25 protein-coding genes are annotated in these 26,404 nt (G+C 39.2%); 13 read left to right on the top strand and 12 right to left on the bottom strand.

What is annotated here, in order from left to right; all coding sequences use genetic code 11:
- Positions 1 to 73 precede the first annotated feature (73 nt).
- On the top strand, positions 74 to 997 hold the full coding sequence (locus tag ACOKFG_RS13400) for a type IV pili methyl-accepting chemotaxis transducer N-terminal domain-containing protein (RefSeq protein WP_422861440.1): 924 nt from the start codon (positions 74 to 76) through the stop codon (positions 995 to 997).
- On the opposite strand, the gene rlmH is transcribed toward ACOKFG_RS13400, so the two are convergent.
- Positions 969 to 1,442, bottom strand: a complete 474-nt coding sequence (rlmH, locus tag ACOKFG_RS13395; RefSeq protein ID WP_422862192.1) for a 23S rRNA (pseudouridine(1915)-N(3))-methyltransferase RlmH — start codon at positions 1,440 to 1,442, stop codon at positions 969 to 971. The two genes, ACOKFG_RS13400 and rlmH, sit on opposite strands and share 29 nt — an antisense overlap.
- 90 nt (positions 1,443 to 1,532) lie before the next feature.
- Between rlmH and nadC the strand changes: the two genes are divergently transcribed.
- The 4 genes from nadC to priA are packed head-to-tail and all read left to right on the top strand — an operon-like array spanning position 1,533 to position 6,252.
- Positions 1,533 to 2,390, top strand: coding sequence for a carboxylating nicotinate-nucleotide diphosphorylase (gene nadC / locus ACOKFG_RS13390; RefSeq protein ID WP_422861439.1), 858 nt, complete (start codon positions 1,533 to 1,535; stop codon positions 2,388 to 2,390).
- Positions 2,390 to 3,370 carry a YihY/virulence factor BrkB family protein gene (locus ACOKFG_RS13385; RefSeq protein ID WP_298790375.1) on the top strand — a complete coding sequence of 327 codons (981 nt, stop codon included), beginning with the start codon at positions 2,390 to 2,392 and terminating at the stop codon, positions 3,368 to 3,370. The genes nadC and ACOKFG_RS13385 overlap by 1 nt, the downstream gene beginning before the upstream one ends.
- Positions 3,345 to 3,797: a DUF2147 domain-containing protein gene (locus ACOKFG_RS13380; protein ID WP_422861438.1), complete on the top strand. Its 453-nt coding sequence runs from the start codon at positions 3,345 to 3,347 to the stop codon at positions 3,795 to 3,797. Before ACOKFG_RS13385 ends, ACOKFG_RS13380 begins: the two co-directional genes overlap by 26 nt.
- Before the next feature lies 1 nt (position 3,798).
- Complete coding sequence (gene priA / locus ACOKFG_RS13375; RefSeq protein ID WP_422861437.1) at positions 3,799 to 6,252, top strand: replication restart helicase PriA; 2,454 nt, start codon at positions 3,799 to 3,801, stop codon at positions 6,250 to 6,252.
- 7 nt (positions 6,253 to 6,259) lie between these two features.
- Here the strand turns inward: priA and ACOKFG_RS13370 are convergent, their stop codons facing one another.
- Positions 6,260 to 6,952: a LytR/AlgR family response regulator transcription factor gene (locus tag ACOKFG_RS13370; RefSeq protein WP_298790372.1), complete on the bottom strand. Its 693-nt coding sequence runs from the start codon at positions 6,950 to 6,952 to the stop codon at positions 6,260 to 6,262.
- Positions 6,953 to 7,187: 235 nt separating this feature from the next.
- Between ACOKFG_RS13370 and rpsF the strand changes: the two genes are divergently transcribed.
- The 6 genes from rpsF to hisS all read left to right on the top strand — a co-directional run bounded on the left by rpsF (position 7,188) and on the right by hisS (position 13,525).
- A complete protein-coding gene (gene rpsF / locus ACOKFG_RS13365; protein WP_422861436.1) occupies positions 7,188 to 7,526 on the top strand; it encodes a 30S ribosomal protein S6 in 339 nt (112 codons plus the stop codon).
- A gap of 4 nt (positions 7,527 to 7,530) precedes the next feature.
- Positions 7,531 to 7,827 (top strand): 30S ribosomal protein S18, encoded by a 297-nt coding sequence (gene rpsR / locus ACOKFG_RS13360; RefSeq protein WP_054557866.1) that lies wholly within the window; start codon positions 7,531 to 7,533, stop codon positions 7,825 to 7,827.
- A gap of 13 nt (positions 7,828 to 7,840) precedes the next feature.
- Positions 7,841 to 8,293: a 50S ribosomal protein L9 gene (rplI, locus tag ACOKFG_RS13355; RefSeq protein WP_298790361.1), complete on the top strand. Its 453-nt coding sequence runs from the start codon at positions 7,841 to 7,843 to the stop codon at positions 8,291 to 8,293.
- Between the two features lie 96 nt (positions 8,294 to 8,389).
- Positions 8,390 to 11,527: a TonB-dependent receptor gene (locus ACOKFG_RS13350; RefSeq protein ID WP_422861435.1), complete on the top strand. Its 3,138-nt coding sequence runs from the start codon at positions 8,390 to 8,392 to the stop codon at positions 11,525 to 11,527.
- An 80-nt stretch (positions 11,528 to 11,607) separates the two neighbouring features.
- The gene (locus ACOKFG_RS13345) at positions 11,608 to 12,078 is read left to right on the top strand and encodes a DUF6495 family protein (RefSeq protein ID WP_422861434.1); all 471 of its coding nucleotides are present in this window, start codon (positions 11,608 to 11,610) and stop codon (positions 12,076 to 12,078) included.
- Positions 12,079 to 12,148: 70 nt separating this feature from the next.
- Positions 12,149 to 13,525, top strand: coding sequence for a histidine--tRNA ligase (hisS, locus tag ACOKFG_RS13340; RefSeq protein WP_299173938.1), 1,377 nt, complete (start codon positions 12,149 to 12,151; stop codon positions 13,523 to 13,525).
- On the opposite strand, the gene ACOKFG_RS13335 is transcribed toward hisS, so the two are convergent.
- Together ACOKFG_RS13335 and ACOKFG_RS13330 are read right to left on the bottom strand one after the other, a co-directional pair.
- A complete protein-coding gene (locus ACOKFG_RS13335; protein ID WP_299173937.1) occupies positions 13,514 to 14,065 on the bottom strand; it encodes an NUDIX domain-containing protein in 552 nt (183 codons plus the stop codon). The genes hisS and ACOKFG_RS13335 overlap by 12 nt on opposite strands.
- Positions 14,066 to 14,077: 12 nt before the next feature.
- Complete coding sequence (locus tag ACOKFG_RS13330) at positions 14,078 to 15,166, bottom strand: M42 family metallopeptidase (protein WP_298790351.1); 1,089 nt, start codon at positions 15,164 to 15,166, stop codon at positions 14,078 to 14,080.
- Between the two features lie 99 nt (positions 15,167 to 15,265).
- Between ACOKFG_RS13330 and ACOKFG_RS13325 the strand changes: the two genes are divergently transcribed.
- Entirely contained in the window at positions 15,266 to 15,946 is a 681-nt protein-coding gene (locus ACOKFG_RS13325) for a DUF4294 domain-containing protein (RefSeq protein WP_298790349.1), read from the top strand.
- Here ACOKFG_RS13325 and ACOKFG_RS13320 read toward each other — a convergent pair.
- The gene (locus tag ACOKFG_RS13320) at positions 15,943 to 16,176 is read right to left on the bottom strand and encodes a DUF6095 family protein (protein WP_298790347.1); all 234 of its coding nucleotides are present in this window, start codon (positions 16,174 to 16,176) and stop codon (positions 15,943 to 15,945) included. The genes ACOKFG_RS13325 and ACOKFG_RS13320 overlap by 4 nt on opposite strands.
- Before the next feature lie 56 nt (positions 16,177 to 16,232).
- Between ACOKFG_RS13320 and ACOKFG_RS13315 the strand changes: the two genes are divergently transcribed.
- A complete protein-coding gene (locus ACOKFG_RS13315; RefSeq protein WP_299173932.1) occupies positions 16,233 to 17,555 on the top strand; it encodes a GntP family permease in 1,323 nt (440 codons plus the stop codon).
- Here ACOKFG_RS13315 and ACOKFG_RS13310 read toward each other — a convergent pair whose 3' ends face one another.
- The 7 genes from ACOKFG_RS13310 to ACOKFG_RS13280 all read right to left on the bottom strand — a co-directional run bounded on the left by ACOKFG_RS13310 (position 17,556) and on the right by ACOKFG_RS13280 (position 26,403).
- The gene (locus tag ACOKFG_RS13310; RefSeq protein ID WP_422861433.1) at positions 17,556 to 18,476 is read right to left on the bottom strand and encodes a DUF4249 family protein; all 921 of its coding nucleotides are present in this window, start codon (positions 18,474 to 18,476) and stop codon (positions 17,556 to 17,558) included.
- Between the two features lie 16 nt (positions 18,477 to 18,492).
- Positions 18,493 to 19,392, bottom strand: a complete 900-nt coding sequence (locus ACOKFG_RS13305) for a DUF4249 family protein (protein ID WP_299173927.1) — start codon at positions 19,390 to 19,392, stop codon at positions 18,493 to 18,495.
- Position 19,393: 1 nt separating this feature from the next.
- Entirely contained in the window at positions 19,394 to 21,793 is a 2,400-nt protein-coding gene (locus ACOKFG_RS13300) for a TonB-dependent receptor (RefSeq protein WP_422861432.1), read from the bottom strand.
- A 60-nt stretch (positions 21,794 to 21,853) separates the two neighbouring features.
- Complete coding sequence (locus tag ACOKFG_RS13295) at positions 21,854 to 22,663, bottom strand: DUF4249 family protein (RefSeq protein WP_299173925.1); 810 nt, start codon at positions 22,661 to 22,663, stop codon at positions 21,854 to 21,856.
- Positions 22,664 to 22,752: 89 nt separating this feature from the next.
- The gene (locus tag ACOKFG_RS13290; protein WP_422861431.1) at positions 22,753 to 24,975 is read right to left on the bottom strand and encodes an NADP-dependent isocitrate dehydrogenase; all 2,223 of its coding nucleotides are present in this window, start codon (positions 24,973 to 24,975) and stop codon (positions 22,753 to 22,755) included.
- Between the two features lie 628 nt (positions 24,976 to 25,603).
- A complete protein-coding gene (rplS, locus tag ACOKFG_RS13285) occupies positions 25,604 to 25,954 on the bottom strand; it encodes a 50S ribosomal protein L19 (RefSeq protein WP_298790332.1) in 351 nt (116 codons plus the stop codon).
- Positions 25,955 to 26,076: 122 nt separating this feature from the next.
- On the bottom strand, positions 26,077 to 26,403 hold the full coding sequence (locus ACOKFG_RS13280; RefSeq protein ID WP_299173919.1) for a hypothetical protein: 327 nt from the start codon (positions 26,401 to 26,403) through the stop codon (positions 26,077 to 26,079).
- Position 26,404: the final 1 nt, after the last annotated feature.

The raw sequence follows: 26,404 nt of genomic DNA, 5'->3' as shown, positions 1-26,404 counted from the left end.
CACAACATTTCTACACGCCTTAGTATTTTTTTGAACTAAATTGTAGGCTAATTCTTACCATTTGTAGCCTATAATGAAAATTAGAAAGTTCAAGCCATTTCAAAAAGGATTCAGGGCCTATTACTTATTGGTCATTTCCATTGTTGTACTTACCATTACTATTCAGTCCATGACGCAATATTCGTTAAGAAAACAACGAAATGCAGCCATGATTGTAAACTTGGCCGGTAAACAGCGTATGTTGAGTCAGCGTATTTTGAATGAGCTGTATTCTTGTAGGTATCACAATTGCGATTATGCAGAATTAAAACTGGTACTGACCAAACTATATCAGATGAACAATTTCCTGCAACATGGAAATGAAAGTCTAAAAATTGAACCTTTGGAAGATGAGGAGATTTTGAAAGAGTTTGCTCGACTGGAACCTTATGTGTTATGGTTACGTAGTGAGTTAAACAACTATAAAAAGTACAAAACTGTTTCGTTCAATGATGTTCGGTTTAGGGTAGATCGTTTTCTGGTAATAATGGATGGTATTGTGACAAAATTCCAAAAAAAGGCAGAGAAAGACCTAAAAACCATGATGGTGATAGAGCTTGAATTGGCCATATTCTCAATTGTTATTATAATCTTTGAAATATTCTTTATTGTAAATCCCATTATCGGCAAAATTCTTGACCAAAAGAAGAAGCTTACAGAAATCGCTTGGCATCAATCCCATGTGTTTAGCTCACATATGAAGAATATTACGGACCTCCAATACGTTTTAAAAGTAGAAAAAGACCCGGAAAGACAGCGAGAGATTTACGGTTTTATAACGGAAGAATTAGATAATTTAAAAAGTGTGTCCCGCAATATGGAAAAATCTCTTGAAGAAACCATTGATGAACCCAAGCCACATCATGTCGTTATCAAGAAAGTTGAAGATTTTTTGGAAAAGTACGGTCTTGTTTCCAATCAAAAGACCACTATTGATGATGGTAAGGTTCATTCCTGAGAATCGTAAACCCTCTATATAATTGTTCTATCAAAAATAATCGCACCATTTGATGTGAAAATGTCATTTTGGAAAGACTTAGCTGTCCATTGGCTCTGTTGTAAACGGCCTCACTAAAGCCATAAGGCCCTCCAATAACCAAAATAAGATTTTTGATTCCACTGTTCATTTTCTTTTGAAGAAACTGTGAAAAACCCAAAGAGGTTAATTGCTTCCCCTTTTCATCCATCACTATTAGAATATCTGAAGAATGTAACTGCTTCAGGATAAGCTCCCCTTCCTTTTCTTTTTGAAGTTTTTCTGAAAGATTTTTGCTGTTTTTAAGGTCGGGAATCACCTCAAATTCGAACTTTACATAATGTGCCAATCGTTTTTCATACATGGAAATAAGTTGGGTTAGTTCCTTACTATCTGTCTTTCCAATGGCTATTATGGTAATCTGCATATCCAAAAGTAATTTTTTCCAATCAAACAAAGGTATATGACCATGTATCGAGAGCAATGTTTTTATTATTTTCGTCAAAACCCCAATTTGATGATTACCCAAGATCAATTCCAGAAAGAAATAGATTTGATTATTGCCAACGCCATTCGGGAAGATGTTGGTGATGGTGACCATAGTTCTTTGGCCTGTATTCCCAGTTCAGCAACCGGAAAAGCGAAATTATTGGTCAAAGATGAAGGTATTATTGCTGGAATAGTCTTCGCTAAGCAAGTTTTTGATTATGTTGATCCTAAACTAGAGGTCGAGGTGCTAATACAAGATGGTTCCCAAGTAAAGTATGGAGATATTGTCTTTTATCTTGAGGGTAGTTCACAGAGTATTTTAAAGGCAGAACGACTGGTGCTGAATGCTATGCAACGAATGAGTGCTATAGCAACAAAGACAAAAAGCTATGTGGATTTACTTGAGGGCACAAACACCAAAATTTTGGATACGCGCAAGACGACCCCAGGGATTCGAGCTTTGGAGAAATGGGCTGTTACCATTGGAGGAGGGGAGAACCATAGGTTCGCACTCTACGACATGATCATGCTCAAAGACAACCATATTGATTTTGCCGGTGGAATTACAAAAGCCATTCAAAAAACCCAGCAATATTTGGTTGAAACAGACCGAGATTTAAAGATTATTGTTGAAGCAAGGAATTTGGTGGAGGTTGATGAAATATTGGAATCGGAAAATGTGTACCGAATTCTTTTGGATAACTTTGATTATGATGACACGAAACAAGCTGTAAAAATGATAGGTAATCAATGTCTTACCGAATCGTCTGGAGGAATCAATGAAAATACAATTCGAGCCTATGCGGAATGCGGGGTTGATTACATTTCTTCAGGTGCTTTGACCCATTCTGTCCACAACATGGATCTAAGTCTAAAAGCAGTATAATGTCCGTAGCGATAGAGGAAAAATTGGAAAAAATCCCAGTGGTCAATTGGTTAGTCCGCTTACTTAAAAATATTAAGTTAAAGGCTTTCGAAGGACTATCCTTTTATGACCTGTTGGAAATGTATGTTCTCGGTATTGTAAAAGGTGCCGTTTCCACAAGGGCAAGTGCCATTGCTTTCAGTCTTTTTATGGCATTATTTCCTCTAATGATATTCTTGGTAACTCTGGTTCCTTGGATTATTCCCTTCGCAAGTGTGGGAAATGAGAATTTTGATGCCCAATTCCTGCTGTTTTTGGAGTCTTTTCTACCCACGGCTACTGGCGATTATTTTACTGAGATATACCAACAAATCAAGGATCAGAAAAGTGGTGGAATCTTATCATCAGCATTTATGGTTTCCATATTTCTTGTTGCCAATGGGGTAAATGCCATTTTTGGAGGTTTTGAACACTCGTATCATGTAGAACTCACCAGAAATTTTTTCAGACAATACGCCTATGCTTTAATGGTCGGGCTGATTTTGTCAATTCTGTTGATTTTGGGAGCTGTGGTCTTTGTGTATTTTGAATTCTATATTGTTGAATATACCAGCGAGTATTTTGGAAAAACCTTGGGGTATGATGTGGAAAAGAGCGATAGCGTTGGAATCCAGGTTACTAAAATCATATTCTTCACCCTTCTTTCATATCTTACGACTGCCATTCTTTATTATTTTGGAACTGCCGAAGGAAGAAAGGCTAGATTCTTTTCTGCAGGAGCCCTGATGACCACCTTACTGTTCATTTTAACCTCGTATCTTTTTGGGGTATACGTCGAAAAGTTTGCCCGTTATAATGAATTATACGGAGCTTTGGGAGGTTTATTGATCCTAATGGTTTTTATTTGGTTGAATTCAAATATACTGTTGCTCGGATTTGAACTTAATGCAACACTTAACTCTTTAAAGAAGAAACATGAAAAAAAGCGAGAAAATCAATAAATACCTACTCATTGTTTTCTTGCTGTTGTCCCAAATTACTTGGTCGCAATCAGTGTTTGGAAAATGGAAAACAATAGATGACCGAAACGGAATCACCAAAGCCATTGTTGAAGTGTATGAAGAAAACGGACTATTGCAAGCCAAAGTTCTCAAAGTTGTCGAAAAAGGGAAGGAAAATGCCCTATGCGTCAAGTGTAAGGGAGACCTCAAGGATAAACCAGTGAATGGGATGAAGATTATGGATGACTTCAAAATGAACAATAAAGGAGAATATAAGGGAAATAGACTTTTTGATCCCGAACAGGCAATGACTTTTAGAGGTAAGGTTTGGCTGGATCCTGAAGACCCAAACAAGTTAAAAGTTAGAGGTTACTTGGCTTTTCTTTACAGAACCCAAACCTGGCATAGAGTGCAAGAGGAGTTATGATATGAGCTATTTTTTAGACATTGTACTTCCTATTCCTCTTGAAAGACTTTTTACTTACAGAATTAGTCCACAAGAAGCAGAATTTATTCAAAAAGGTATGCGGGTGGCGGTACCCTTTGGTAAATCGAAAATATATACTGCACTCGCATATGATGTCCACCAAAATGCTCCTGAAGCATACGAGGCCAAAGAAATATATCAAGTTCTAGACGAAAAACCTTTGGTGAATCCTTTTCAGTTTAAGCATTGGGAGTGGATTGCACAATATTATATGTGCACGCTCGGAGAAGTAGTCCGTAGTGCCCTGCCGAGTGCCTTTTTGTTAGAAAGTGAAACCTTGATTTTACTCAATAAAAATAAAGAGGTAAACGACCTTGAACTAAAAGATGATGAGTTTTTGGTGTATGAGGCCTTACAGCACCAATCTGCATTGAAAATTGCCGAAATCAGCGGTATTGTAGACAGGAAAAATGTACTTCCATTAGTCAGTAGATTGGTTCAAAAAGGTGTAATTCTTCAGAAGGAGGAGCTCTACGAACAATATAAACCTAAAATGGTCAGATATGTCAAACTATCAAATGAGTTTGACAATGAGGCCAAACTGGAAGCATTGTTGAACGACCTATCTCGTGCACCAAAGCAAAGTCAGGTGGTTTTGGCCCTATTTCAAATACAGGCTTCCTCGAAAAAACCAATTGCGATTACCGATTTAGAGAAAGAAAGTGGCAGTTCAAAAGCAGTTATTAAGACTTTGATTGATAAGTCAATCCTGGAAGAATACCACATTCGTAAGGACCGTGTTGAACATAATGAAAATCAAGTAGAAAAGAATATTCAATTGAATCCGCTTCAACAAGAAGCTTTCGAATCCATCATTACAACATTTGCAGACAATAAAACTGCCTTGTTGCATGGGGTTACCTCCTCAGGAAAGACCGAAGTGTACATCAAGCAAATTGAGAAATGTCTAGGTCAGAAAAAACAAGCATTGTATCTACTGCCTGAAATAGCACTTACTTCGCAGCTTATAAGCAGACTTCGACAATATTTTGGGAATAAAGTCTCCGTCTATCATTCCAAATACAGTATTCATGAGCGGGTTGAGGTTTGGAACAATGTTTTGAATCAAAAGGAAAAGGCGCAAATCGTAATTGGAGCGAGATCTTCCCTGTTTTTACCTTTTGCCAATTTAGGGTTGATTGTTGTGGATGAGGAACATGAAAGCTCATTCAAACAATTTGACCCAGCACCGCGATACCATGCTCGGGACGCGGCCATAGTACTTGCTTCATACCATAAAGCAAACTGCATTTTGGGTTCTGCCACTCCTAGCATTGAAAGTATGGGCAATGTGAGAAAAGGAAAATATGGCTATGCCAGTATCAATAGTAGGTATGGAAATGTGCTTTTGCCTGATATCAACTTGGTGGATATTAAAGAGGCAACCCGAAAAAAAAGAATGAAAGGGCATTTCTCTGAAACTCTATTCAAAGCTATCGAAGAAACTTTGGAAGAGGGTGAACAGGTTATTCTTTTTCAAAATCGAAGAGGTTTTTCACCCATTGTAGAATGTACCACATGCGGAAATGTTACCCAATGTCCAAATTGTGATGTGAGTCTTACCTATCATCAACATAACAATCAGTTGCGGTGTCATTATTGCGGATATCATATGGCATTACAAAACAGTTGTGGTGCTTGCGGAAGCTTTACTTTGGATAAGAAAGGATTTGGAACAGAACAGATTCAGGAAGAACTGAAGGAATTGTTCCCTGAAGCCAAAGTAGGCCGTATGGACTTAGATACAACACGCGGAAAATATGCCTATGAAAAGATTATTACTGCTTTTGAGCAACAAGAGATGGATATCTTGGTGGGTACACAGATGGTCACCAAAGGATTAGATTTCAGAAATGTAAGCCTGGTAGGTATTATGAATGCCGATTCCTTGTTAAATTTTCCTGACTATCGAGCACACGAGCGGAGCTTTCAAATGTTGACTCAGGTTGCCGGTAGGGCAGGCCGGACTAAGAAAAGAGGTAAGGTGCTGATACAGACATACAATCCATATCATCAAATATTACAGCAGGTCACCACCAACGAATACGATAAAATGTTTAACGAGCAATTGTATGAACGGGAGCAGTTCAAGTACCCGCCGGTAGTTCGAATTATAAAACTGACCCTAAAGGATAAAGATTTCAATAAACTGAATGAAGCAGCCCAATGGTTTGCTGGTTCACTTCAAAATGTTTTGAAACAACAAGTTTTGGGGCCGGAGTATCCCCCGGTGGCGAGAATACGCAGAGATTATTTGAAGAATATCGTAGTAAAGATTCCCAGAAACCAATCTATGGCCCAAACAAAAAATAGCATTAAAAGAATTGAAAAATCTTTTAATGCTATTTCCAAGTATAAAAGTGTAAGACTGGTCTACAATGTGGACCACATATAAATGCTATCTATACATTTGCTAGCGCTTCGGCCAGCTCAGTCTTTTTGTTTCTACTCAATGGAATCTGTCTACCGCTGACCTCAACATTTTTACTGTTGAACTTTTCGATTTTCTCAAGATTCACAATATAAGATTTATGGATTCGCAAGAACTTCTCTGCAGGAAGTTGCTTTTCAAAAGCTTTCATTGTAGAAAGAATAACAATATTGGCTTCGTCAGTAACCAATTTGATATAGTCTCCTAAAGCCTCAATCCATTTAATGTCGTTTAATATAACCTTACGTTTTTTAAGGTTACTCTTTACAAAAATGTGCTCCTCATCTTCATCAACCCTATTGATTTGCTCATATTTTGCAACTGCCCTTTTAACAGAGGCCTCAAATCGGGCCAAAGTAATGGGTTTGTGTAGGTAATCTGTTACATCGTAATCGAATGCCTTAAGGGCATAATCCGGTTTACCAGTGATTAAAATTACCTGTGGAGGGTTGTCAAGGGCCTCCAAAAGATCAAATCCACTGATGATTGGCATTTCAACATCCAAGAAAATCAAATCGATTTCATGGTTCTTAAGTCCGTTTTTGGCTTCAATAGCATTACTGTACTCTGCTACCAAGGCAAGATGAGGGTGATTGTTGACCAACTTGGCAACGGCCATGCGCTGCATTGAGGAGTCGTCTACAATTATACTTTTTAATTTCATAGAAAGGGGTGATTTGTAGGGTTTTAAATCATCGGCAAATTACACAAAAATGACGTTTAACTGCAACAAAAGATGTAAACATGGTCTATTTTGTTGTGTATATTACCATATACGATACGTAGGTTTAAAAGGTTCACTAATGTTAATAACTCATAGCTTTAAACGAAGATTTTTGTCTTTTCTTGCGGAGGTTAACATTTATCACTAATTTTGCGCTCCTTTAAAATAATAATGTATGAACCATTACGAAACTGTTTTCATTTTGAATCCCGTTCTATCTGAGGCCCAGATAGAGGAAACAGTCAAGAAGTTTGAAGATTTCTTGATTAAGAATGGTGGCAAAATGGTCTCCAAGGAAAACTGGGGACTTAAAAAATTGGCCTATCCCATTCAGCACAAAAAAAGTGGCTTTTACCACTTGTTTGAATTTACCACCCCAGGTGAGGTTATTGAACCTTATGAAGTGGAATTTAGAAGAGATGAACGTGTTATGCGTTTTTTGACCGTTAAATTGGACAAGCATGCAATTGCTTGGGCAGAGAAAAGAAGAACTAAATTAAAAGCAAACGCATAGGGCTATGTCATCAATAGAGCAACAAGCAAAATCAAAAAAAGATGGGGAAATCAGGTATTTGACCCCATTGAACATTGAGACCAACAAGCAAAAGAAATATTGCAGGTTCAAAAAATCCGGAATCAAGTATATTGATTACAAAGACCCAGACTTTTTGATGAAATTGGTAAACGAGCAAGGTAAGTTGCTTCCAAGAAGACTTACCGGAACCTCATTAAAGTATCAAAGAAAAGTGGCCCAAGCCGTTAAACGAGCTCGTCACTTAGCCTTAATGCCGTACGTTGGCGATATGTTGAAATAAAAAATACTGAAGAATGGAACTTATTTTAAAAGAAGATATACAGGATTTAGGATTTAAGGACGATATCGTAACAGTGAAGAACGGTTATGGAAGAAATTACCTTATTCCTAAAGGATTGGCTGATTTGGCGACACCTTCTGCAAAAAAAGTGTTGGCCGAGAACTTAAAGCAAAGAGCCCATAAAGAGAAAAAGATTGTTGACGAGGCCAATAAATTGGCTGAAGCGTTAAAGCAATTGGAGATCCGTATCCCAGCTAAAGTTGGTACTGGTGACAAATTGTTCGGTTCTGTGAGCAGCATCGATTTGGCTGCGGCTTTGGATAAAGCTGGTCATCAAATCGAAAGAAAATTCATCAATATTAAAGGAGGGACCATAAAAAGAGTTGGTCCATACAACGCTTCAATCAGACTTCATAGAGAAGTAATTGTTGAGTTTCCTTTTGAGGTAACTGCCGAGTCCAAATAGTAGGAAAAATCGGTTAATAACTTGTAAAGAGCTATGCACGCATAGCTCTTTTTTTTGTTTATGTTTGTAGATACTCACAAAATTAACTCACTCATTATGAAGAAACTTTTACCCCTGGGAATACTTTTCTTGATGGTATTCACATCTACTTTTGCGCAAGTAACCACATCCAATATTAGAGGAGCGGTTGTTGATGACCAACAGGTCCCACTTTTGGGAGCTAATGTTGTAGCGGTACATACCCCTACGGGCACGAGATATGGAGCAATTACAAATGAAGAAGGACGGTATAACCTGCTAAATTTAAGAGTAGGGGGACCTTACGAGGTTACTATTTCTTACGTAGGTTTTAAAAATAATGTCAAAAACGACATTTTTCTCTCGCTAGGAAAAACATTTAACCATAATGTAGGTCTACTTTCAGATAGTCAGGCTCTGGATGAGGTTGTCGTGGTATCAGACCAGACTGGAACTTTCGGTAGCGATAGAACAGGAGCTGAAACCAGTGTTGGGAGGAGGGAATTAACAAGACTTCCAACAATTTCCAGGTCTACAAACGATTTTACCCGATTGGAACCCACAGCCAGCGCTGGATCTTTTGGTGGAAGAAATGATCAATTCAATAACTTTTCATTGGATGGAGCCATTTTCAACAATCCCTTTGGGTTGGATGCCGCTCAACCAGGAGGGCAGACCAATTCAAATCCGATTTCAATCGATGCAATTGATCAAATTCAAGTAACAACAGCACCTTATGATGTTACTCAATCTGGATTTACCGGAGCTTCGGTAAATGCGGTGACCAAAAGTGGTACCAACGAGTTTTATGCTTCAGTTTATGGGTTTTTCAGAAATGAAAGCCTCACCGGAGGTAAAGTAAAAGGTGAAGACGTGTTTAAAGCCGACCTGAGCCAATCTCAATATGGGGTAAGTATAGGAGGTCCCATAATCAAGAATAAACTTTTCTTCTTCGCGAACTTTGAAAAAGATGATCGTACCGATTTGGGGTCCAATGGCTTCGTCCCCAATAGAGGGGGAGGCGGGATCAACGAATCACGAGTGCTCGCTTCCGATTTTCAATTGGTATCGGACATCTTAAGTCAAGTTTCCATCGGAAATGGAGAGTTTTACAACCCTGGAAGGTTCGAAGGTTTCAATTATGACCAAGAATCTACCAAAGGAATCTTCAAATTAGATTGGAACATTAATGACAACAACAGACTGGCTGTTATATACAATTTCTTAAATGCCTCCAAAGAACTGCCAGCTCACCCTACGGCATTGGGCTTTAGAGGGCCTAATTTATCTACCTTACAGTTCGAAAATGCCGGATACGAAATCAACAATCAGATTCGGTCAGTACAAATTGAATTAAACTCTACGCTTTCTGATGAAGCCACAAACAAATTACAAGTAGGCTACACCCATTTTGATGATTTTAGGAGTCCACTTTCTACTCCTGCACCGACGATTACCCTGTTGGATGAAAATGGAGCATCCAACTATATAATTGCAGGGCACGAGCCTTTTTCCATTAATAATAATCTAGATCAGAAGGTTTTTCAATTGACAAACAATCTTAATTTCTTTAAAGGTGACCACACCTTTACTATAGGATTCTCTTTTGAGAAATTCCAGTTTGATAACTCCTTTAATCTTGGGGTTTATGGAGCACAAGGTGTTTTCTTCCCATCAGGTTCCATTGCTGACTTTAGAAATCTGGATGCAGCTGGTGAAGCTGCCCTCGTAGGTGTTTATCAAGGTCAGTTTAATGCTGCCATTGCTGCTAACAATGCTTTAAATGCTGCTGGACAAGGAAACCTAGGTGGATGGGCATTGGCAGAAACCAATGTGGGCCAGATGGCGTTTTATGCTCAGGATGAATGGAATGCAACCGAAAACTTTAAGTTGACCTATGGTATTCGTGTAGACCGCCCTCTATATTTTGATTCCGCTGCAAAAGCGCAGGACGTAATCGAGAGAGCACCTGCCGTAGTTGCAGATATTCCTTATGTAAACCCTAACAATGGAGAAACCGTATTAATTGATAATACCCAGTTGCCAACAAACGATTGGTTGATTTCCCCCCGTGTTGGTTTTAATTGGGATGTTGCTGAAGCAAACGACCTACAGATTCGAGGTGGTTCCGGTATTTTTACGGGCCGTTTCCCATTTGTATGGTTAGGCAACCAAATAGCCAACCCAAATGTATTTTTCCTTACCGCCGTAGATCCAGACTTCCAATGGCCACAAGTATGGAGAACAAGTTTGGGTGCTGATAAGCGTTTGGAAAACGGGCTGATTTTGACTGCTGATTTTTCCTATTCTAAGGATATAAATGGTCCCCATGTACAAAACTGGGGTTTATTACCTCCTTCGCAAACATTACAGGGTGTTGATAATAGACCTGTTTACGCAGCTTCTGATTTAATCAACAACGCATATGTATTCTCGAATTCAGATGAAGGAAGAATCTGGAATGCTGTATTCAAGGGACAAAAAACTTGGGATAATGGATTATATGCAAGTTTGGCCTATAGCTATTTAAATTCAAAAGATGTAAATTCCATCGAGGCAGAAATCACTAGTGATGCATTCGCGGCTAATGCCATTGTCAATGATGCCAACGCCGATGTACTGTCTTATTCACGATATGGGGATACACATCGATTTATAGGTGTGATTTCCAAAGTCTTTAAAACCGGAACAACGGTTTCTACATTCTTTGAGTATGCTCAAGGAGGACGATTCAATTACATTTATGGAGGAGATATCAATAGAGATGGTTCTAGCATCAACGATTTATTGTATATCCCAACTGCTGCGGAGGTAGGCCAAATGAATTTTGCTGAGCCAGGAGATGCTGCAGCGTTTGAAGCCTTTATTCAGCAAGATGATTATTTGAGTGATAACCGAGGGTCTTATGCCGAACGATATGGAGCCTTGGCCCCTTGGAGAGGTCGTTGGGACCTTAAAGTGTTGCAAGACATTAAAATCGCTAATAAAAACACCATTCAATTAAGTTTGGATGTATTGAATGTGGGTAACCTAATCAGTTCGGATTGGGGAATTGTTGAAATTCCGACCAACCAACAAGTTTTAGGGGTTAGTATTGATGACAACAACAATCCAACATTTAGTTTTGATGAAAGTTTGACTGAAACCTTTAGCTCGGATACAAGTCTGTTGTCTAGATGGCAAGCCCAATTTGGAGTTCGCTATATTTTCAACTAAGAGTACATAATTTATATGAAAAAAGGCCACGCTTATGCGTGGCCTTTTTTATTTTTGCCGGATTAAATGAATATGACCCAATGAAGTACGCAAGGTTGACACAACAGCAGTTGGAAGAGCTACATCCGGAGTTTATCAACTTTTTGGCCACCCAGTCCATAACAGCAGATGAATGGGCAACCATTAAAGAAGAGAAGCCACAAGTTGCTGAAGAAGAAATTGACGTGTTCAGCGATTTGGTTTGGGAAGGGGTACTTTCCAAGGTGGAGTATTTGGAAAACATTTCTGAACTGCACATGCACTTGTTCCATTTGACCGAAAAGGAGATGAAACTATTTTCCGTTAAGGTTATGAATCCAAAAATCGATTTGCGTACCGAAGAAGGCTTTGGTTGGTTCAAGCGAAACTTTCAATCAGATTTTGTGGAATACTTGGCCGCTTCCAAGGCTTATTCTGACGATAGGAACAAGGATAAATTCGATTTGATCAAACAAGGAGCTGTCATCACCAAAGGTGAACTCTACCAATGGTTTGATAAAATAATGGAATAGTATCAGTATTCAGAAGTCCGATATCTGATGTCTGTCCAAACAGTTTATATTTGCAGCAGAATAGAATTAGATGCCACAAAAACCATCCATTCCCAAGGGGACGCGTGATTTTTCACCAACTGAAGTTGCTAAACGCAACTATATCATACAAACCATAAAAAAGCATTTTGAGGTTTATGGTTTTCAACCGATAGAGACACCGTCTTTTGAAAATTCGGACACTTTATTGGGTAAATATGGAGAGGAAGGAGACCGTTTAATTTTTAAGATTCTCAATTCAGGAGATTTTATTTCCAAGGTTGATGATGTGACCTATAGTTCAAAGAGATCTTCGTCCTTAACTCCAAAAATATCCGAAAAGGCACTCAGATATGATCTCACAGTTCCTTTTGCTCGTTATGTGGTAATGCACCAAAATGAGATTGACTTTCCCTTTAAGCGGTACCAAATACAACCTGTTTGGAGGGCGGATCGTCCGCAAAAAGGTCGTTTTAGAGAGTTCTACCAATGTGATGCGGATGTAGTGGGGGCGAACGCACTGTTACAAGAAGTGGAGTTTGTGCAATTGTATGATGCCGTTTTTACCGATTTAGGATTGAAAGGAACCACGATAAAACTGAATAACAGAAAAGTATTATCCGGAATTGCTGAGGTGATTGGAGCAAAGCATTTATTGGTTGATTTCACTGTAGCGCTCGATAAACTTGACAAAATTGGAGCAGAAAAGGTAAAAGAAGAGATGATGGCCAAAGGCATTTCCGAACAAGCTGTAAAAAAGGCTGAACCTTTGTTTTCGATGTCAGGTTCAGCCGCTGATCAACTTGAACAACTAAAATCCCTTTTATCCCAATCTGAAATCGGGATACAAGGAATAACCGAATTGCAAGAAATTGTCGAGACAGTTGGTGCAATGGGTTTAAAATCTGCTTCACTTCAATTAGATGTGACCTTGGCTCGGGGGCTCAACTATTATACTGGTGCCATTTATGAAGTAAGTGCTCCAGAGGGAGTGAGCATGGGCTCCATTGGTGGTGGCGGTCGCTATGATGACCTTACAGGTATTTTTGGATTGCCAAATGTAAGCGGTGTGGGTATTTCATTTGGACTGGACCGTATCTACCTGGTTTTAGAGGAGCTTGGATTGTTCCCAGAGACCTTGGATAAATCGATAGATGTGCTATGCATCAACTTTGGGAAGGAAGAAAGCTTAGCTTCCCTCAGATTGGTTGGCAACCTTCGAGAAAACGGTATAAAAGCTGAGGTATATCCTTCTGCTTCCAAAATGCAAAAGCAAATGAAATATGCCAACAATCGCCAGGTGCCCTACGTGGTAATGATTGGTGACCAAGAACTTTCAAAAGGTGAGTTTGTGGTTAAAAATATGGCTAGCGGAACACAGCAAACCTATTTGTTGGATAAGCCTGAAGAGTTTGTATCAAGTCTTTAGTTTTTTGGAAATAGCGTCCAATACCTCCAAATAATAGGATTTCTTATGTGGAACAAATCCGTCCATTCGGTTTTGTGCAACCCTTTCTTTAAAATCCTTTATAGAAACCAACTTCAAATTATCGACTTCGCTTTCTTGAAGAATTAAGCCATCTATTGATGTTTTTAACTCGCAGATATAGGTATGATGGAATTCGCAATCCTTTAAGATGGATGAATGCTGGTGAACGGACTTAAAAATTCCAATTTTTTCCAGAGAGGGTGGTTTAACGGAAAGGCCTATTTCTTCTTCAACTTCTCGAACCGCTGCTAGGGTAATTTCTTCTCCAGCACCAATATGTCCGGCTACGGAGACATCCCATAGTGATGGAAAAGTATCCTTATCCTTTGACCGCTGCTGAAACAAAAGCTGTTCTTTATCTGTGTAAAACCAAACATGAACCGTTGAATGGAATAGTCCTTTGAAATGCGCTTCTGATTTTAAACAAGTACGACCTGTTGGATTTCCGGATGCATCCAAAATGTCGACTAGCTCATCCATAAAAGTTATACCTTAATCAAAATAACTGAAGGTTTCCCCAGCTTTTATTGTAAGTAATGTTTCGTAAATCAATCGAATAACGTTCTCCACATCATCTCTATGCACTGTTTCAACAGTAGTATGCATGTAGCGTAGCGGTAAAGAAATCAAAGCGGAAGCTACTCCACCGTTACTGTACGCAAAGGCATCGGTATCAGTTCCGGTATATCTGGATGATGCCAATCTTTGGAAAGGTATTTTCTTGGCTTCCGCAGTTTCAATGATGCGTTCACGAAGTTTGTTTTGTACTGCAGGAGCATATGAAATAACCGGTCCTGAGCCAATGGAAGTTTCGCCTTCTTTCTTTTTGTCGATCATTGGAGTGGTGGTATCATGACATACATCCGTGACGATGGCAACATTCGGTTTTATGGTCTGGGTGATCATTTCGGCTCCTCTCAAGCCAATTTCCTCTTGAACTGAGTTCGTAATGTATAGTCCAAAGGGTAATTTTTTCTTGTTTTCGTGTAACAATCGAGCAACTTCAGCAATCATAAATCCGCCAGCTCGATTGTCCAAAGCGCGACAAACAAACTTGTCCTTGTTCAACACTTGAAACTCATCGGGATAGGTAATTACGCAACCCACATGAACTCCCATTTTTTCTACTTCCTCTTTGTCCTTAGCTCCTATATCTATAAAAATATTGTCAAGTTTTGGAGGTTCTTCTTTTGCTCTATTTCTGGTATGGATAGCAGGCCATCCGAAAACACCTTTTACAACACCATTTTTAGTATGGATGTTCACCCATTTTGATGGAGCAATTTGATGATCACTACCACCATTTCTAATAACATAAAGTAATCCATTATCAGTGATATAGTTGACATACCACGAAATTTCATCGGAATGGCCTTCAATAACAACTTTGTAAGGTGCGTCTGGATTCACAACCGCAACTGCCGTCCCATAAGTATCCGTAATAAAATCGTCTACATAAGGTTTCAGATATTCCATCCAAATCTTCTGACCTTCCCATTCGTAACCTGTTGGTGAGGCATTATTTAGATATTTTTCAAAGAATTTAAGCGATTTAGCAGTAATGATTTTTGATGCAGCCATGAAAATGATTTAGTCCACAAACATAACAATATTCACTTTTATTTAATAGCAGTGTTATGGGTTTATCCTTAATTTTGGCTAAATTTTAGAGTGTCCCGAATGTTGAGATATTATACTGTGCTGTTTTTAATGCTGATAGGTGTCAGTGGGTTTTCCCAAGAGACGGAGAAAGATTCTGTGCAGGATTATTACGTTCGCTTCGAAGGCGATTCCATTTTGTATAGTTCCATTGCCTTGGATGAAGTTTACTTATTTGGCAATCTGGAATTCGAGAATAGAAAGGAGAAGCTCCGATATTATATTCTTCGTCGTAAAACCCTAAAGGTTTATCCCTACGCCAAACTGGCGGCTGAACGATTGGAGGAGATGAATGATAGCCTTGTTAAAATTAAGAAGAGGCGTCATCGAAAAAAATACACCAAGACCGTTCAAAAATATGTTGAAGGAGAATTTTCAGACGAACTAAAAAAACTAACAAGGACCGAAGGACAAATCCTTATAAAGTTGATATATCGGCAAACAGGAAAAACGGCTTTTGATTTGGTCAAGGAACTTCGGAATGGTTGGCGCGCATTTTGGTACAACACTACGGCCAAAGCCTTTAAAATCAGTATTAAAGAAGAATTTCATCCAGAAAGAATTCATGAAGATTATCTCATAGAAGATATTTTGCAGCGCGCTTTCGCCTCCAATAAACTACAGCGACAAGAATCTGTTTTGGATTATGACTATGCTCAACTGAGTAATAAATGGAAGAAGCCTCCTGCCGAAAAAAACTAATCTTTGTTTTTCTTACCGAAAAGGGCGTCCATTACAATATTGACGGATTTGAATCCCATATAAATAGCCAATAGCCCCAATATTGACCCTAGTATTAACACGGGAATGTACAAAGGATTTTCTTCATTTTTGAAGGCTTGGCTTAAAATAGCTGGACTTAAGAACATAAGAATAGCCGTATAACCAAAAGATTTAATTCCCTTTGCCAAAAGTTGTTTGTCTGTTCCCATTGACTTCAAAAGTAGCAAGAATACTTTATATTTAGAGAGCATCTTTAAATTTCATCATGGAATTGCTCACACTTTTTATAGCCATACTTTTTATCATAATCGCCACGGTCAGGTTTAAAATGAATCCTGTACTGTCACTTACTCTTGCTGCAGTTTTTTCTGGACTTATGTTGGGTATGGATTCCACGAAAATTGTCTCCACCCTAGGTGAGGGGTTTGGAAAAACACTTTCCGGTATTGGTTTAGTGATAGCCTTCGGAACCATAATCGGGGTGTTTTTGGAAAAAACAGGGAGTACCAAAATACTTGCTAATTCCATTTTATCACTTATTGGGTTAAAACGCTCTCCTTTGGCACTAAATTTAGCTGGGTTTGTAATTTCCATACCTGTGTTCTGCGATTCTGGCTTTGTGATTTTATCCTCATTAAATAAAGCTTTGAGCAAGAAATCTGGGGTACCTGTGATGGTTTTTGCCATCGCATTGGCAACAGGTCTGTACTCGGCCCATGTTTTTGTTCCCCCCACGCCAGGACCTTTGGCAGCGGCAGCCGTGTTGGAAGCTGATTTGGGATTGGTAATGATTCTAGGTCTTGCCACGGCAATACCTGTTTCCTTGGCAGGATACTTTTGGGCACGATACATTGGTAAATCTTTGAAAGAACAGGAGAAAAAGGAGCATGCGGTTACCGAAGAAGATACAGAGGTTCCAAACATTAAACCTATCCTTGCTTTTTTGCCGTTGCTGGCCCCCGTATTGTTAATAGCGTTGAAATCGATAGCGGATTATCCAACACACCCGTTTGGTGAAGGAATTGTTTTTAAAGTTCTTGGGTTTATTGGGAGCCCAATAATTGCCTTGCTCATAGGCGTTTTTTTCGCTTTTCCATTGGCTAGGGGTGTCAAGTCGAAAGAGCGCAATACTTGGGTTTCAAGCGCTTTAAAGCAAGCAGGAGCCATTGTTTTGATCACAGGTGCTGGAGGTGCTTTTGGTGCTATTTTACGATCCATGGATATAGCGTCGATTTTCGATATTGGCGAAGCCTCAGGAACTACGGGTTTGTTAATTTGTTTTGCCATAGCGGCAGTTTTAAAAACCGCCCAGGGGTCATCTACTGTGTCCATTATTACCACCGCAGCCATAATAGCCCCGTTACTGGGTACTTTTGGATTGGAATCTCTGACTGATAAAGCTTTGAGTGTATTGGCAGTTGGGGCAGGCGCAATGACCGTTTCCCATATTAACGACAGTTATTTTTGGGTGGTATCCCAGTTTTCAAATATGGATATGAAAACGGCATTACGAGGACATACCGTTGCAACTTTTTTTCAGGGATTGACAGGTTTATTGGTAATTATTGTCCTTCATGCATTGTTGTAGTTATTCAATGATCAAAGTTTGCTTGAATTCTTCCACAATTGCGAAATAACCCAGAGCAAATGAGTCAGGTCGTTCCACATTATCAAAAATTTCGATATTATCGAGACCAGTGACATCGAAGACGTTACCTCGAACTGTGGCAGCAGGAGTTTCAAAAATACCGCCGTCGTCCTCTGTTTGCTCGATAAGTAAGTCCATGTAGTTAAAAAACTGTTGGTCAGCGCCCAATAGGCTTACTTCCAACGCTTCCCCTGGCTCCAATTCCTTTTCAGAAAAATAAGAGAATTCAAATTCCTGTCCATCAAAAAACTGATCATCCAGGGTTAGAAATTCTCCATCACCAAAATCAAAAACATAATAATTTTCCATTTCTGGGATATCCGTAATGGTAATTTTTACTTCCGTATCGTCTTCATCAAACAAAGTTTCAGTCCCTTGCTCCAAATTGTCAATGGCAATTGTAGGTGAATACATAGTTCGACCTGCATACCTCTTCCCTTTGTGCTGAACAATTAGGAAAAAAATGGTATTTGTGTTCAAAAACTCCGTTCTAATCCTTTCGTCCACATCGTTGCCAACAGTGTCTGGTTCGTATATGCCAGTACCTGGCTCAAATTCTTTAAGAATGGAGGTTCCCAAACTGAAATTCCCTGGAAAGTCTGGATCTTCTTCTCCGGCCAGTATTACTGCACTCTCCAGTTGTGTTACTGTGTTTTCGCCAAAAAAACCTGAAGATTCCGTCACCTTTATCCGAACAGGTACAAATTCTAGATTTGGGTCAACTTTGACAATACCATTTATCACAAGTCTAGGTTCCGGTTCGGGGAGCTCAACATCTATGACATCTTCACAAGACTGGAGGATAAGCAGAAAGAGACCAAATTTGGCAATGGACAATATTTTTGTTGTTAAGGGTCTCAAATTTTGGGTGTTAGGATTATTCAATTTGAACAGTTTGCTTAAATTCTTCAACTACAGCAAAATACCCCAAGGGAAAATCTTCGGGACGGTTTACATTGTCAAAAAGCAAATTGTTATCCAATCCGGTAACGTCGAAAACATTACCTCTTACAGTCGCTGCAGGAGTTTCGAACACACCTCCGTCATTTAGGGTTTGCTCCACCAACAGATCCATATAGTTGAAGAACTGCTGATCGGCACCCAAAATACTGATTTCAACTTGCTGACCGGCTTCTAGATCTTTTTGATAGAAATAAGAAAATTCAAATTCTTGTCCATCAATAAATTGATCATCCAGCGCCAAAAATTCACCAAAACCAAAATCAAAAACGTAATAGTTGTCAATGTCCTCAACATCCGAAATGGTAATTTTGATTTCTGTATCATCCTCATCGAAAAGGGTTTCATTGCCTTGAACTAGATTGTCAAAAGGAACTGTTTTGGAATATGGCGTTCTTGCTACGAATCGTCTTCCTTTATGCTCCACGATAAGGATAAATACTGTGCCTGGTAAAAGTGATGAAGTCTGGATTCGCTGATCGGCGTCAAATGTAGGGTCAGGAATATAAATGCCTGAACCCGGTGCAGATTCTGCCAAAGAAGAAGTGGCTATATTATCTAGAAGCTCTGGAGCATCAGGGTTTGGCTGGCCATAGATAATTATTGCGCTTTCCAGAGAGGTCACCGGAGTTTCCTCAAAAAAATTGTTGGTTTCTGTAACCCTAATTTCAACGGGGACAAACTGCTGACTTTCATCAACTCTTAAAAGCCCGTTCACAATTAAACGTGCTTCCGTGGTTGGGACTTCAACATCAATTACATCTTCGCACCCTGATAATGCGAACAACAATCCAATGATCAAATACTTGTATCGCATATTAAAACTTAAAATTATAGGTTATCGCCGGAATAATCCCAAATATCGAGGTTCTTATGGCCTCATTTCTTCCTGTATCTTGATTCTGTCTAAAATTGATCGACGCTGCATTTTGCCTATTGTAGAGATTGTAAATGCTAAAAACCCACTCGGACTGAAAATTACCATTTCGTCTTTTTTTGTTTTTGAGTATGGCGGACACATCAAAACGATGGTAGTCCGGTAGTCGAGTTTGATTCCGTAAGCCAAAAAAGGGCACTACAAGACCCTGGAAATCGAATTGGCCGATGGGATAATTGGTAGGTTGGCCTGTTTGATAGATAAAATTTGCATTGAAATTCCATCTATCGTTAAGGTCATAACTGCCGTAAAGAGCTATGTCATGAGTTTTATCAAATGGAGTACTGTACCATTCTCCAAAGTTGATACCAGTCTCTAAATTGGATCGGCCATTATCAAAGGTTGGGGTTCGGCCAGGGGTACGTTGTTCAGAACGGGATAGGGTATAAGCTAACCAACCTTGGAATCGTCCTTCATTTTTTCGCAATAGGAATTCTAATCCGTAGGCCCTTGCCTCACCATTTAGAATAACTTGCTCTATGGCATCATTTGCTATCAAATCGGCTCCATCAATATAATCGATTCTGTTTTGAATGTCCTTGTAGAACCCTTCAATTTCAAGGCTATATTCTCCATCATTGATGTTCCTGAAATATCCCAATGCGTACTGGTCGAGTAATTGTGGCTCCACAAAAGGACCACTTGGCGTCCATACGTCCAAAGGTGTGGGAGAGCTTGTGTTGGATAACAAATGTAAATATTGCGCTAAGCGTGTGTAGCTTGCCTTGATGGAGTTATCTTCATTCATTGCGTAAGCCACCGAAACCCTGGGCTCCAGGTTCACAAAGGTTGAGAGGTTTTGTCCTCTTCCTGGATTAATGGTGTCAATGGGAACTGCTTCTTGGTATACCAATTGAAAAGGGTCAAAAACCACGGGCTGGTCATTTTCATAAACGAACAGTTCATCTTGCCCAAGTCGATTGAAAAGACTGACTCTTAGACCATAGTTTACACTGAGTTTTTCTGTGATTTTTTGCTCAACATCCACATAGGCAGCAGCTTCATTGGCGTATTTTTTTGTTAGTTGTTCCTCGACAATTCCCGAATCTGGACTATTCGGCTTTATTTTCCCCGGGTTAAACACGTAATAGATGTTATTTAACCCATAATTTACCTGGAACTTGTCACTAATATAGTGCTTGAGGTCGTACTTAAGGTTAAAGTTCTGAATTCCTGAATCCCACTCAAAACCAACAAAGTCCAATTCCAGGCCATAAAAATAGTCTGAGTAAATCAGTGACAGATTAGAGAATAACTTATCTGAAAATAAATGGTTCCATCTAAAGTTTCCAACTGCGTTACCATATGTATTTACAAAACTGTCGTTGATGCTGAATAAATCCCTTCCAAAGTATCCTGACACGTAGATATTGTTTCTATCATTGATTTTATGGTTGAACTTGGTATTCAGGTCAAAGAAATAGGCCTTGTTATCAACATCGAAGAGTGGTAAGAACAAATGCGCATAGGATGCTCTTCCGCCCACTAAAAAAGCGGTTCTATCCTTGGTTATGGGTCCTTCAATGAGTATTCTACTTGCAACAGCTCCAATACCTCCATTTACTTTCAAATCCTTGCTGTTTCCTTCTTTTTGAAATATCTCTAGGACAGAGGAAACCCTTCCGCCATACCTGGCCGGTATACCTCCTTTGAATAATTTCACATCCTTAATGGCGTCGGGATTGAACACGGAGAAGAATCCAAACAAGTGAGAGGAATTAAATATAGTGGCTTCATCCAGTAAAATCAGATTCTGGTCAGCCGACCCTCCACGAACGTTGAATCCTGAGGAAGCTTCTCCAGCGCTAGTGACCCCAGGTAAGAGCAGGAGGGATTTTATGACATCAGCCTCACCCAACACTACGGGAATCTGTTTTATGGTTTGAACCGCAAGTGTGTTTACGCTCATTTGCGGCTTTCTAATGTCCAGTTGTTTTGACTCATCGGTAACCACCACTTCCTCCAATTCTTCAGCCTGCTGATTTAAGTTGAAGTCTTTTTTTTGATTTCTATTAAGGTTGATGGTTTCCTTAATGTCCTGATACCCTAAGTAACTAATAGTTACATCATAGGTTCCCTTTGGAAGCGTGATGGAATAGAAGCCATATTCATTTGTAGTTACCCCAGTTTGCAAACTTGGAAACGCGATGGTAACACCAATCAAAGTTTCGTTACTGCTTGCTTCGGAAATGGTTCCGCTCAGTGTATATTTTTGTTGTGCTTGAAGTAGGCTGTGATTTAGAAATAGAATTAGGAGAGCAATGAGTAATCTTTTGGACATAGCAACTATTTGTTTAAAGTTACATATTGGGTATGACAAATAAAAATGTAAATAGAAACCTTATTTGACAGTAAGCAATTTTGTGTCAAATTCGCCTATTGCAAAGTATCCGAATGGATTATCTCCTGGGTTTGTGACATTCACAATATTTCCGCGAATGTTGGATGGCGGTACTGAGAATGGGCCATCCCCGGTGTCTTCACCAGATTGAACCAAGGCTAAATTGGCATAGTTTGCAAAATCTTTATCAATACCAAAGATGGTAATGGCAAGTACATCTCCTGGAACCACATCTTCATAGAAATAAGAAAAAGTTAGTTGGCTATCCTGAAAAAAATCATCGTCAACGACTAAAAAGTTGCTGAACCCAAAGGAAAATAAGTAATGATTTCTCACTTCAGGGATATCGGTAAAGGATACCAGGACTTCAGTTTCATCCTCTTCAAACAAAAATCCGTCGCCTTGCTCCACACTATCGATTTTTGGTGAAGGGTACATTTGTTGTGTTGCGGAATACACCTGGTTATCATAGTTGACCACCAAGGTATATGGTCTGTTAAATTGGAATTCTGGAAAATTGACACCGAACACGCCTGGTTGACTTTCCGTTAGATTAAAAGATTGTCCGGTTTCATCGTCAACTATGATTACACTAGCACCAATTGCTGGGGGGACTTCTTCGGCTAGGAATGGAGCAGTCAAGGTAAGTTTTACCCGTCCTGAGATTATTGGACTTCCATTGCTTTCATTGTAACCAATTAAGGCGTCGATTACCAATTTGGAATCGGATGTGGGCAAGTCCAAACTGATTGCGTCTTCACAACCAATATTCGCCAATAGAAAAAGAATTACAAAGAGGAACTGCCTCAAACTAATGATTTATAAATAATGATAGTCTAAAATAGACAATCATCATTTCAAAAAAGGGACAGTTTAACAGTTTCTTAAACTAGTGAGACCTAGGCTATTGTTTCTAAAATGGTATTCAAAGTGTTACTAGGACGCATAGCGTTTGAAGCTTTTGAGGCCTCCGGCAAGTAGTAGCCACCAATCTCAACCGAACTTCCTTGAGCTTCGATGAGCTCTTTGGCAATTTGCTCTTCATTTGCTTTTAGCGCATCAAATACTTTTCCGAAAATGGATTTGAGTGAAGTATCTGCATCCTGATGGGCCAGGTGCTCTGCCCAATAGAGTGCTAGATAAAAATGGCTTCCTCGAGTATCTAATTCATTCACTTTTCTTGAAGGGGACTTGTCATTATCCAAGAACTTTTCAGTTGCCTTATCCAATGCATCGGCCAAGACCGCGGCTTTTTGATTTTGATTTTTCTCCCCAAAATGTTCTAAGGAAACACCAAGAGCCAAAAATTCACCCAACGAATCCCAACGAAGGTGGCCTTCTTCCAAAAATTGCTCTACATGTTTTGGAGCTGACCCTCCAGCACCAGTTTCGAAAAGCCCTCCACCGTTCATTAAAGGAACAATGGATAACATTTTAGCACTAGTGCCAACTTCCAGTATCGGAAATAAATCGGTTAGGTAATCACGAAGCACATTACCTGAAACTGAAATGGTATCTTTTCCTTGCTTTATGCGTTCCAACGTAAACTTAGTAGCTTCAATAGGGGATAGGATCCGAATATCCAATCCTTCAGTATTGTGATCTTTCAAGTATTCTGTGACCTTGACGATCAGTTCTCTGTCGTGCGCGCGCTCTTCATTCAACCAAAAAACAGCTGGAGTGTCGGTTGCTCTTGCACGTGTTACTGCTAGCTTTACCCAATCTTGAATAGGAGCATCCTTAACCTGGCACATTCTCCAAATATCGCCTTCTTCAACATTGTGTTCAATCAACGTTTGGTTTGAACTATTGCTTACTACTCGAACACTTCCAGCGTTTGAAATCTCAAAAGTCTTGTCATGAGAGCCATACTCCTCCGCTTTTTGAGCCATAAGACCAACATTAGGTACGGTTCCCATCGTGGTTGGGTCGAAAGCACCATGTTCTTTGCAGAAATCGATTGTAGCTTGATAAATTCCTGCATAGCTGCTATCAGGAATAACCGCTTTTGTATCTTGAAGTTCACCATTTTTGTCCCACATCTTGCCAGAATTTCTAATCATCGCTGGCATGGAAGCATCTATGATGACATCACTGGGAACGTGAAGGTTGGTAATACCTTTATCTGAATTTACCATGGCTAGGTCAGGTCCATTTTCGATGCCCTGAGCTATGGCCTTTTTGATTTCTGACTTTTCAGAATCGGGCAACTCCTCCAATTTATCCAGAAGAGTTTCCAGTCCATTGTTGGCATTGACACCTATTTTTTCCAAGGTTTCTCCATGAGTATTGAACAAATCTGAAAAATATGCTTGTAAAGCGTGCCCGAAAATGATAGGGTCGGAAACTTTCATCATTGTAGCCTTAAAGTGGAGCGAAAGCAATAAGCCTTGCTCTTTGGCATCTGCAACTTCACTCTGAAGAAAGTCTACAAGCGCTCGCTTGCTCATTACGGTGGCATCAATAATTTCATCCTGTTGAAGGGCAACCTTATCTTTTAAAATGGTAGTGTTTCCATTTTCATCCACTAATTCGATTCGAATGTCATCCGCATTTTCAAGAGTAGTAGACAATTCGTTACTTCTAAAATCACCCTTTGACATCGTTGCAACATGCGTTTTGGAATCTGGGTTCCATGCTCCCATACTATGCGGATTCTTTTTGGCATAGTTCTTAATGGCTTTGGGTGCTCTTCTATCTGAGTTCCCTTCACGAAGCACTGGGTTTACCGCACTCCCTTTAATCTTGTCGTACTTTGATTTTATGGTTTTTTCTTCCTCATTTTTTGGTTCATCTGGATAATCAGGCAGATTGAACCCTTTTTGTTGCAATTCTTCAATGGCTTCTTTCAGCTGAGGTATTGAAGCGCTTATGTTCGGAAGTTTGATGATGTTTGCCTCTGGAGTTTTGGCCAATTCTCCGAGTAGGGCCAAATCATCTGATACTTGTTGCTCTTTTTCCAAATACTCAGGAAAAACCGCTAGTATTCTTGCTGCAAGGGAAATGTCTTTTGTTTCAATCGCAATATTAGCCGTATTGGTGAATGCTTTTACAATAGGCAAAAAGGAAAGTGTTGCCAAGGCAGGAGCCTCATCGGTCTTCGTGTAAAAAATCTTAGCCATTAAGGTATTTTTTTAGAGCGGTGCAAATATACGACTTATGCCCATTTTGATACTAGGGTATATTGCTAAAAAAAGAGATGGTTTTTTGAGGAAATACCAAAAACAAAAGCCATATCTATGTTTGCACATTGATATGGCTTTCTGAAAAGGGCTATAAGACATCATTTTGTGTTGCCACAAAATCGCAACCATTGATTGCGTCCGTTACCCCTTTGACGTTTACTCAACACTATGTCCTTAATTTTTCAACTAAACAACATCTTGCAAAGTGTCTAATGGATTCCTGAGTTTTATCAAAACGGAAAATTGCTCTTCCGTCCGCACATAAAACTCATTATTTCTTCTTCAGTTCTGCCGAAACTTCCCTGGATTCGAAATTCCTTTTGTGATTAGTAGTGTTACCAATTAAAAAGGGAGTCATTAGTTTAAAGAACGTCAACTTTAAATTCAAAACATAAATTTGATATAATCTCCTCTACATTTCTTTGACTAAATTATAATAAACTCCCAGATTTCCAAATTTTGTAAGGGATTAAAAATCAACATGATATGAACCATGGTTATTAACAATTGTTCATAAAAAAAGCACCCTGTAGAGGGTGCTTTTTTTATGATATGGATCGATGAACTATCCTCTAATCTCTTTAATACGGGCTTTCTTACCAGTAAGGCCTCTAAAGTAGAAGATTCTAGATCTACGAACTTTACCTTTCTTGTTCACCTCAACTCTTTGGAGTGCCGGCATATTGATTGGAAAAATTCTTTCTACTCCTACGGTACCTGACATTTTACGAATTGTAAACGTTTCAGTTGACCCTGTTCCTCTTCGTTGTATAACTACACCTTTGAAGAACTGAGTTCTAGTTTTTTCACCTTCCTTGATTTCATAGTACACAGTGATTGTGTCACCAGATGAAAACTTTGGAAATTCTTTTTTTGGAACAAATTCGTCTTCGACAAATTTTATTAAGGATTCCATTGTATTGTTTTTTAAGTTTTTACAAGATTAACTTTCACGGTTTTCGTCAGAGGTTAATTTTGAGATTGCAAAAATAGTGCAATATTTAGAATTGACAAGGTAATTTTTACTTTTTAGAACTGCTATTGAAAGTCTTCCAACTTTTTGACATGGTTTGTAGCGAAGAGTATGAGTCCAATGGCAAATAAGACGTAGGGTAGAGGTCCTATTAATGCAAAAATCTTGCTCCAAGTTAATACCGAATCTACACCAGCTTGGGCTGCAATAATATTTCCAGAAAAATTGAGTATTGTTACTACTAAGGCTAAAATGCTTGCAATAAGCATAAGCACCGTAGCGCTATTCTTTTTTTTGCTGATCAAGATGATACAAGCGATAATTACTACTATTTGACCCAATACTCCCAGCAAGGATCCAATAGCATAAATAAATGTTTGTGAATTGTCCATA

It is taken from the genome of Flagellimonas rhodophyticola, from assembly GCF_049332665.1.
Taxonomy (GTDB): Bacteria; Bacteroidota; Bacteroidia; order Flavobacteriales; family Flavobacteriaceae; genus Flagellimonas.
The sequence above is the reverse complement of the archived record's forward strand: the minus strand, read 5'-3'. Positions and strand labels throughout refer to the sequence as shown.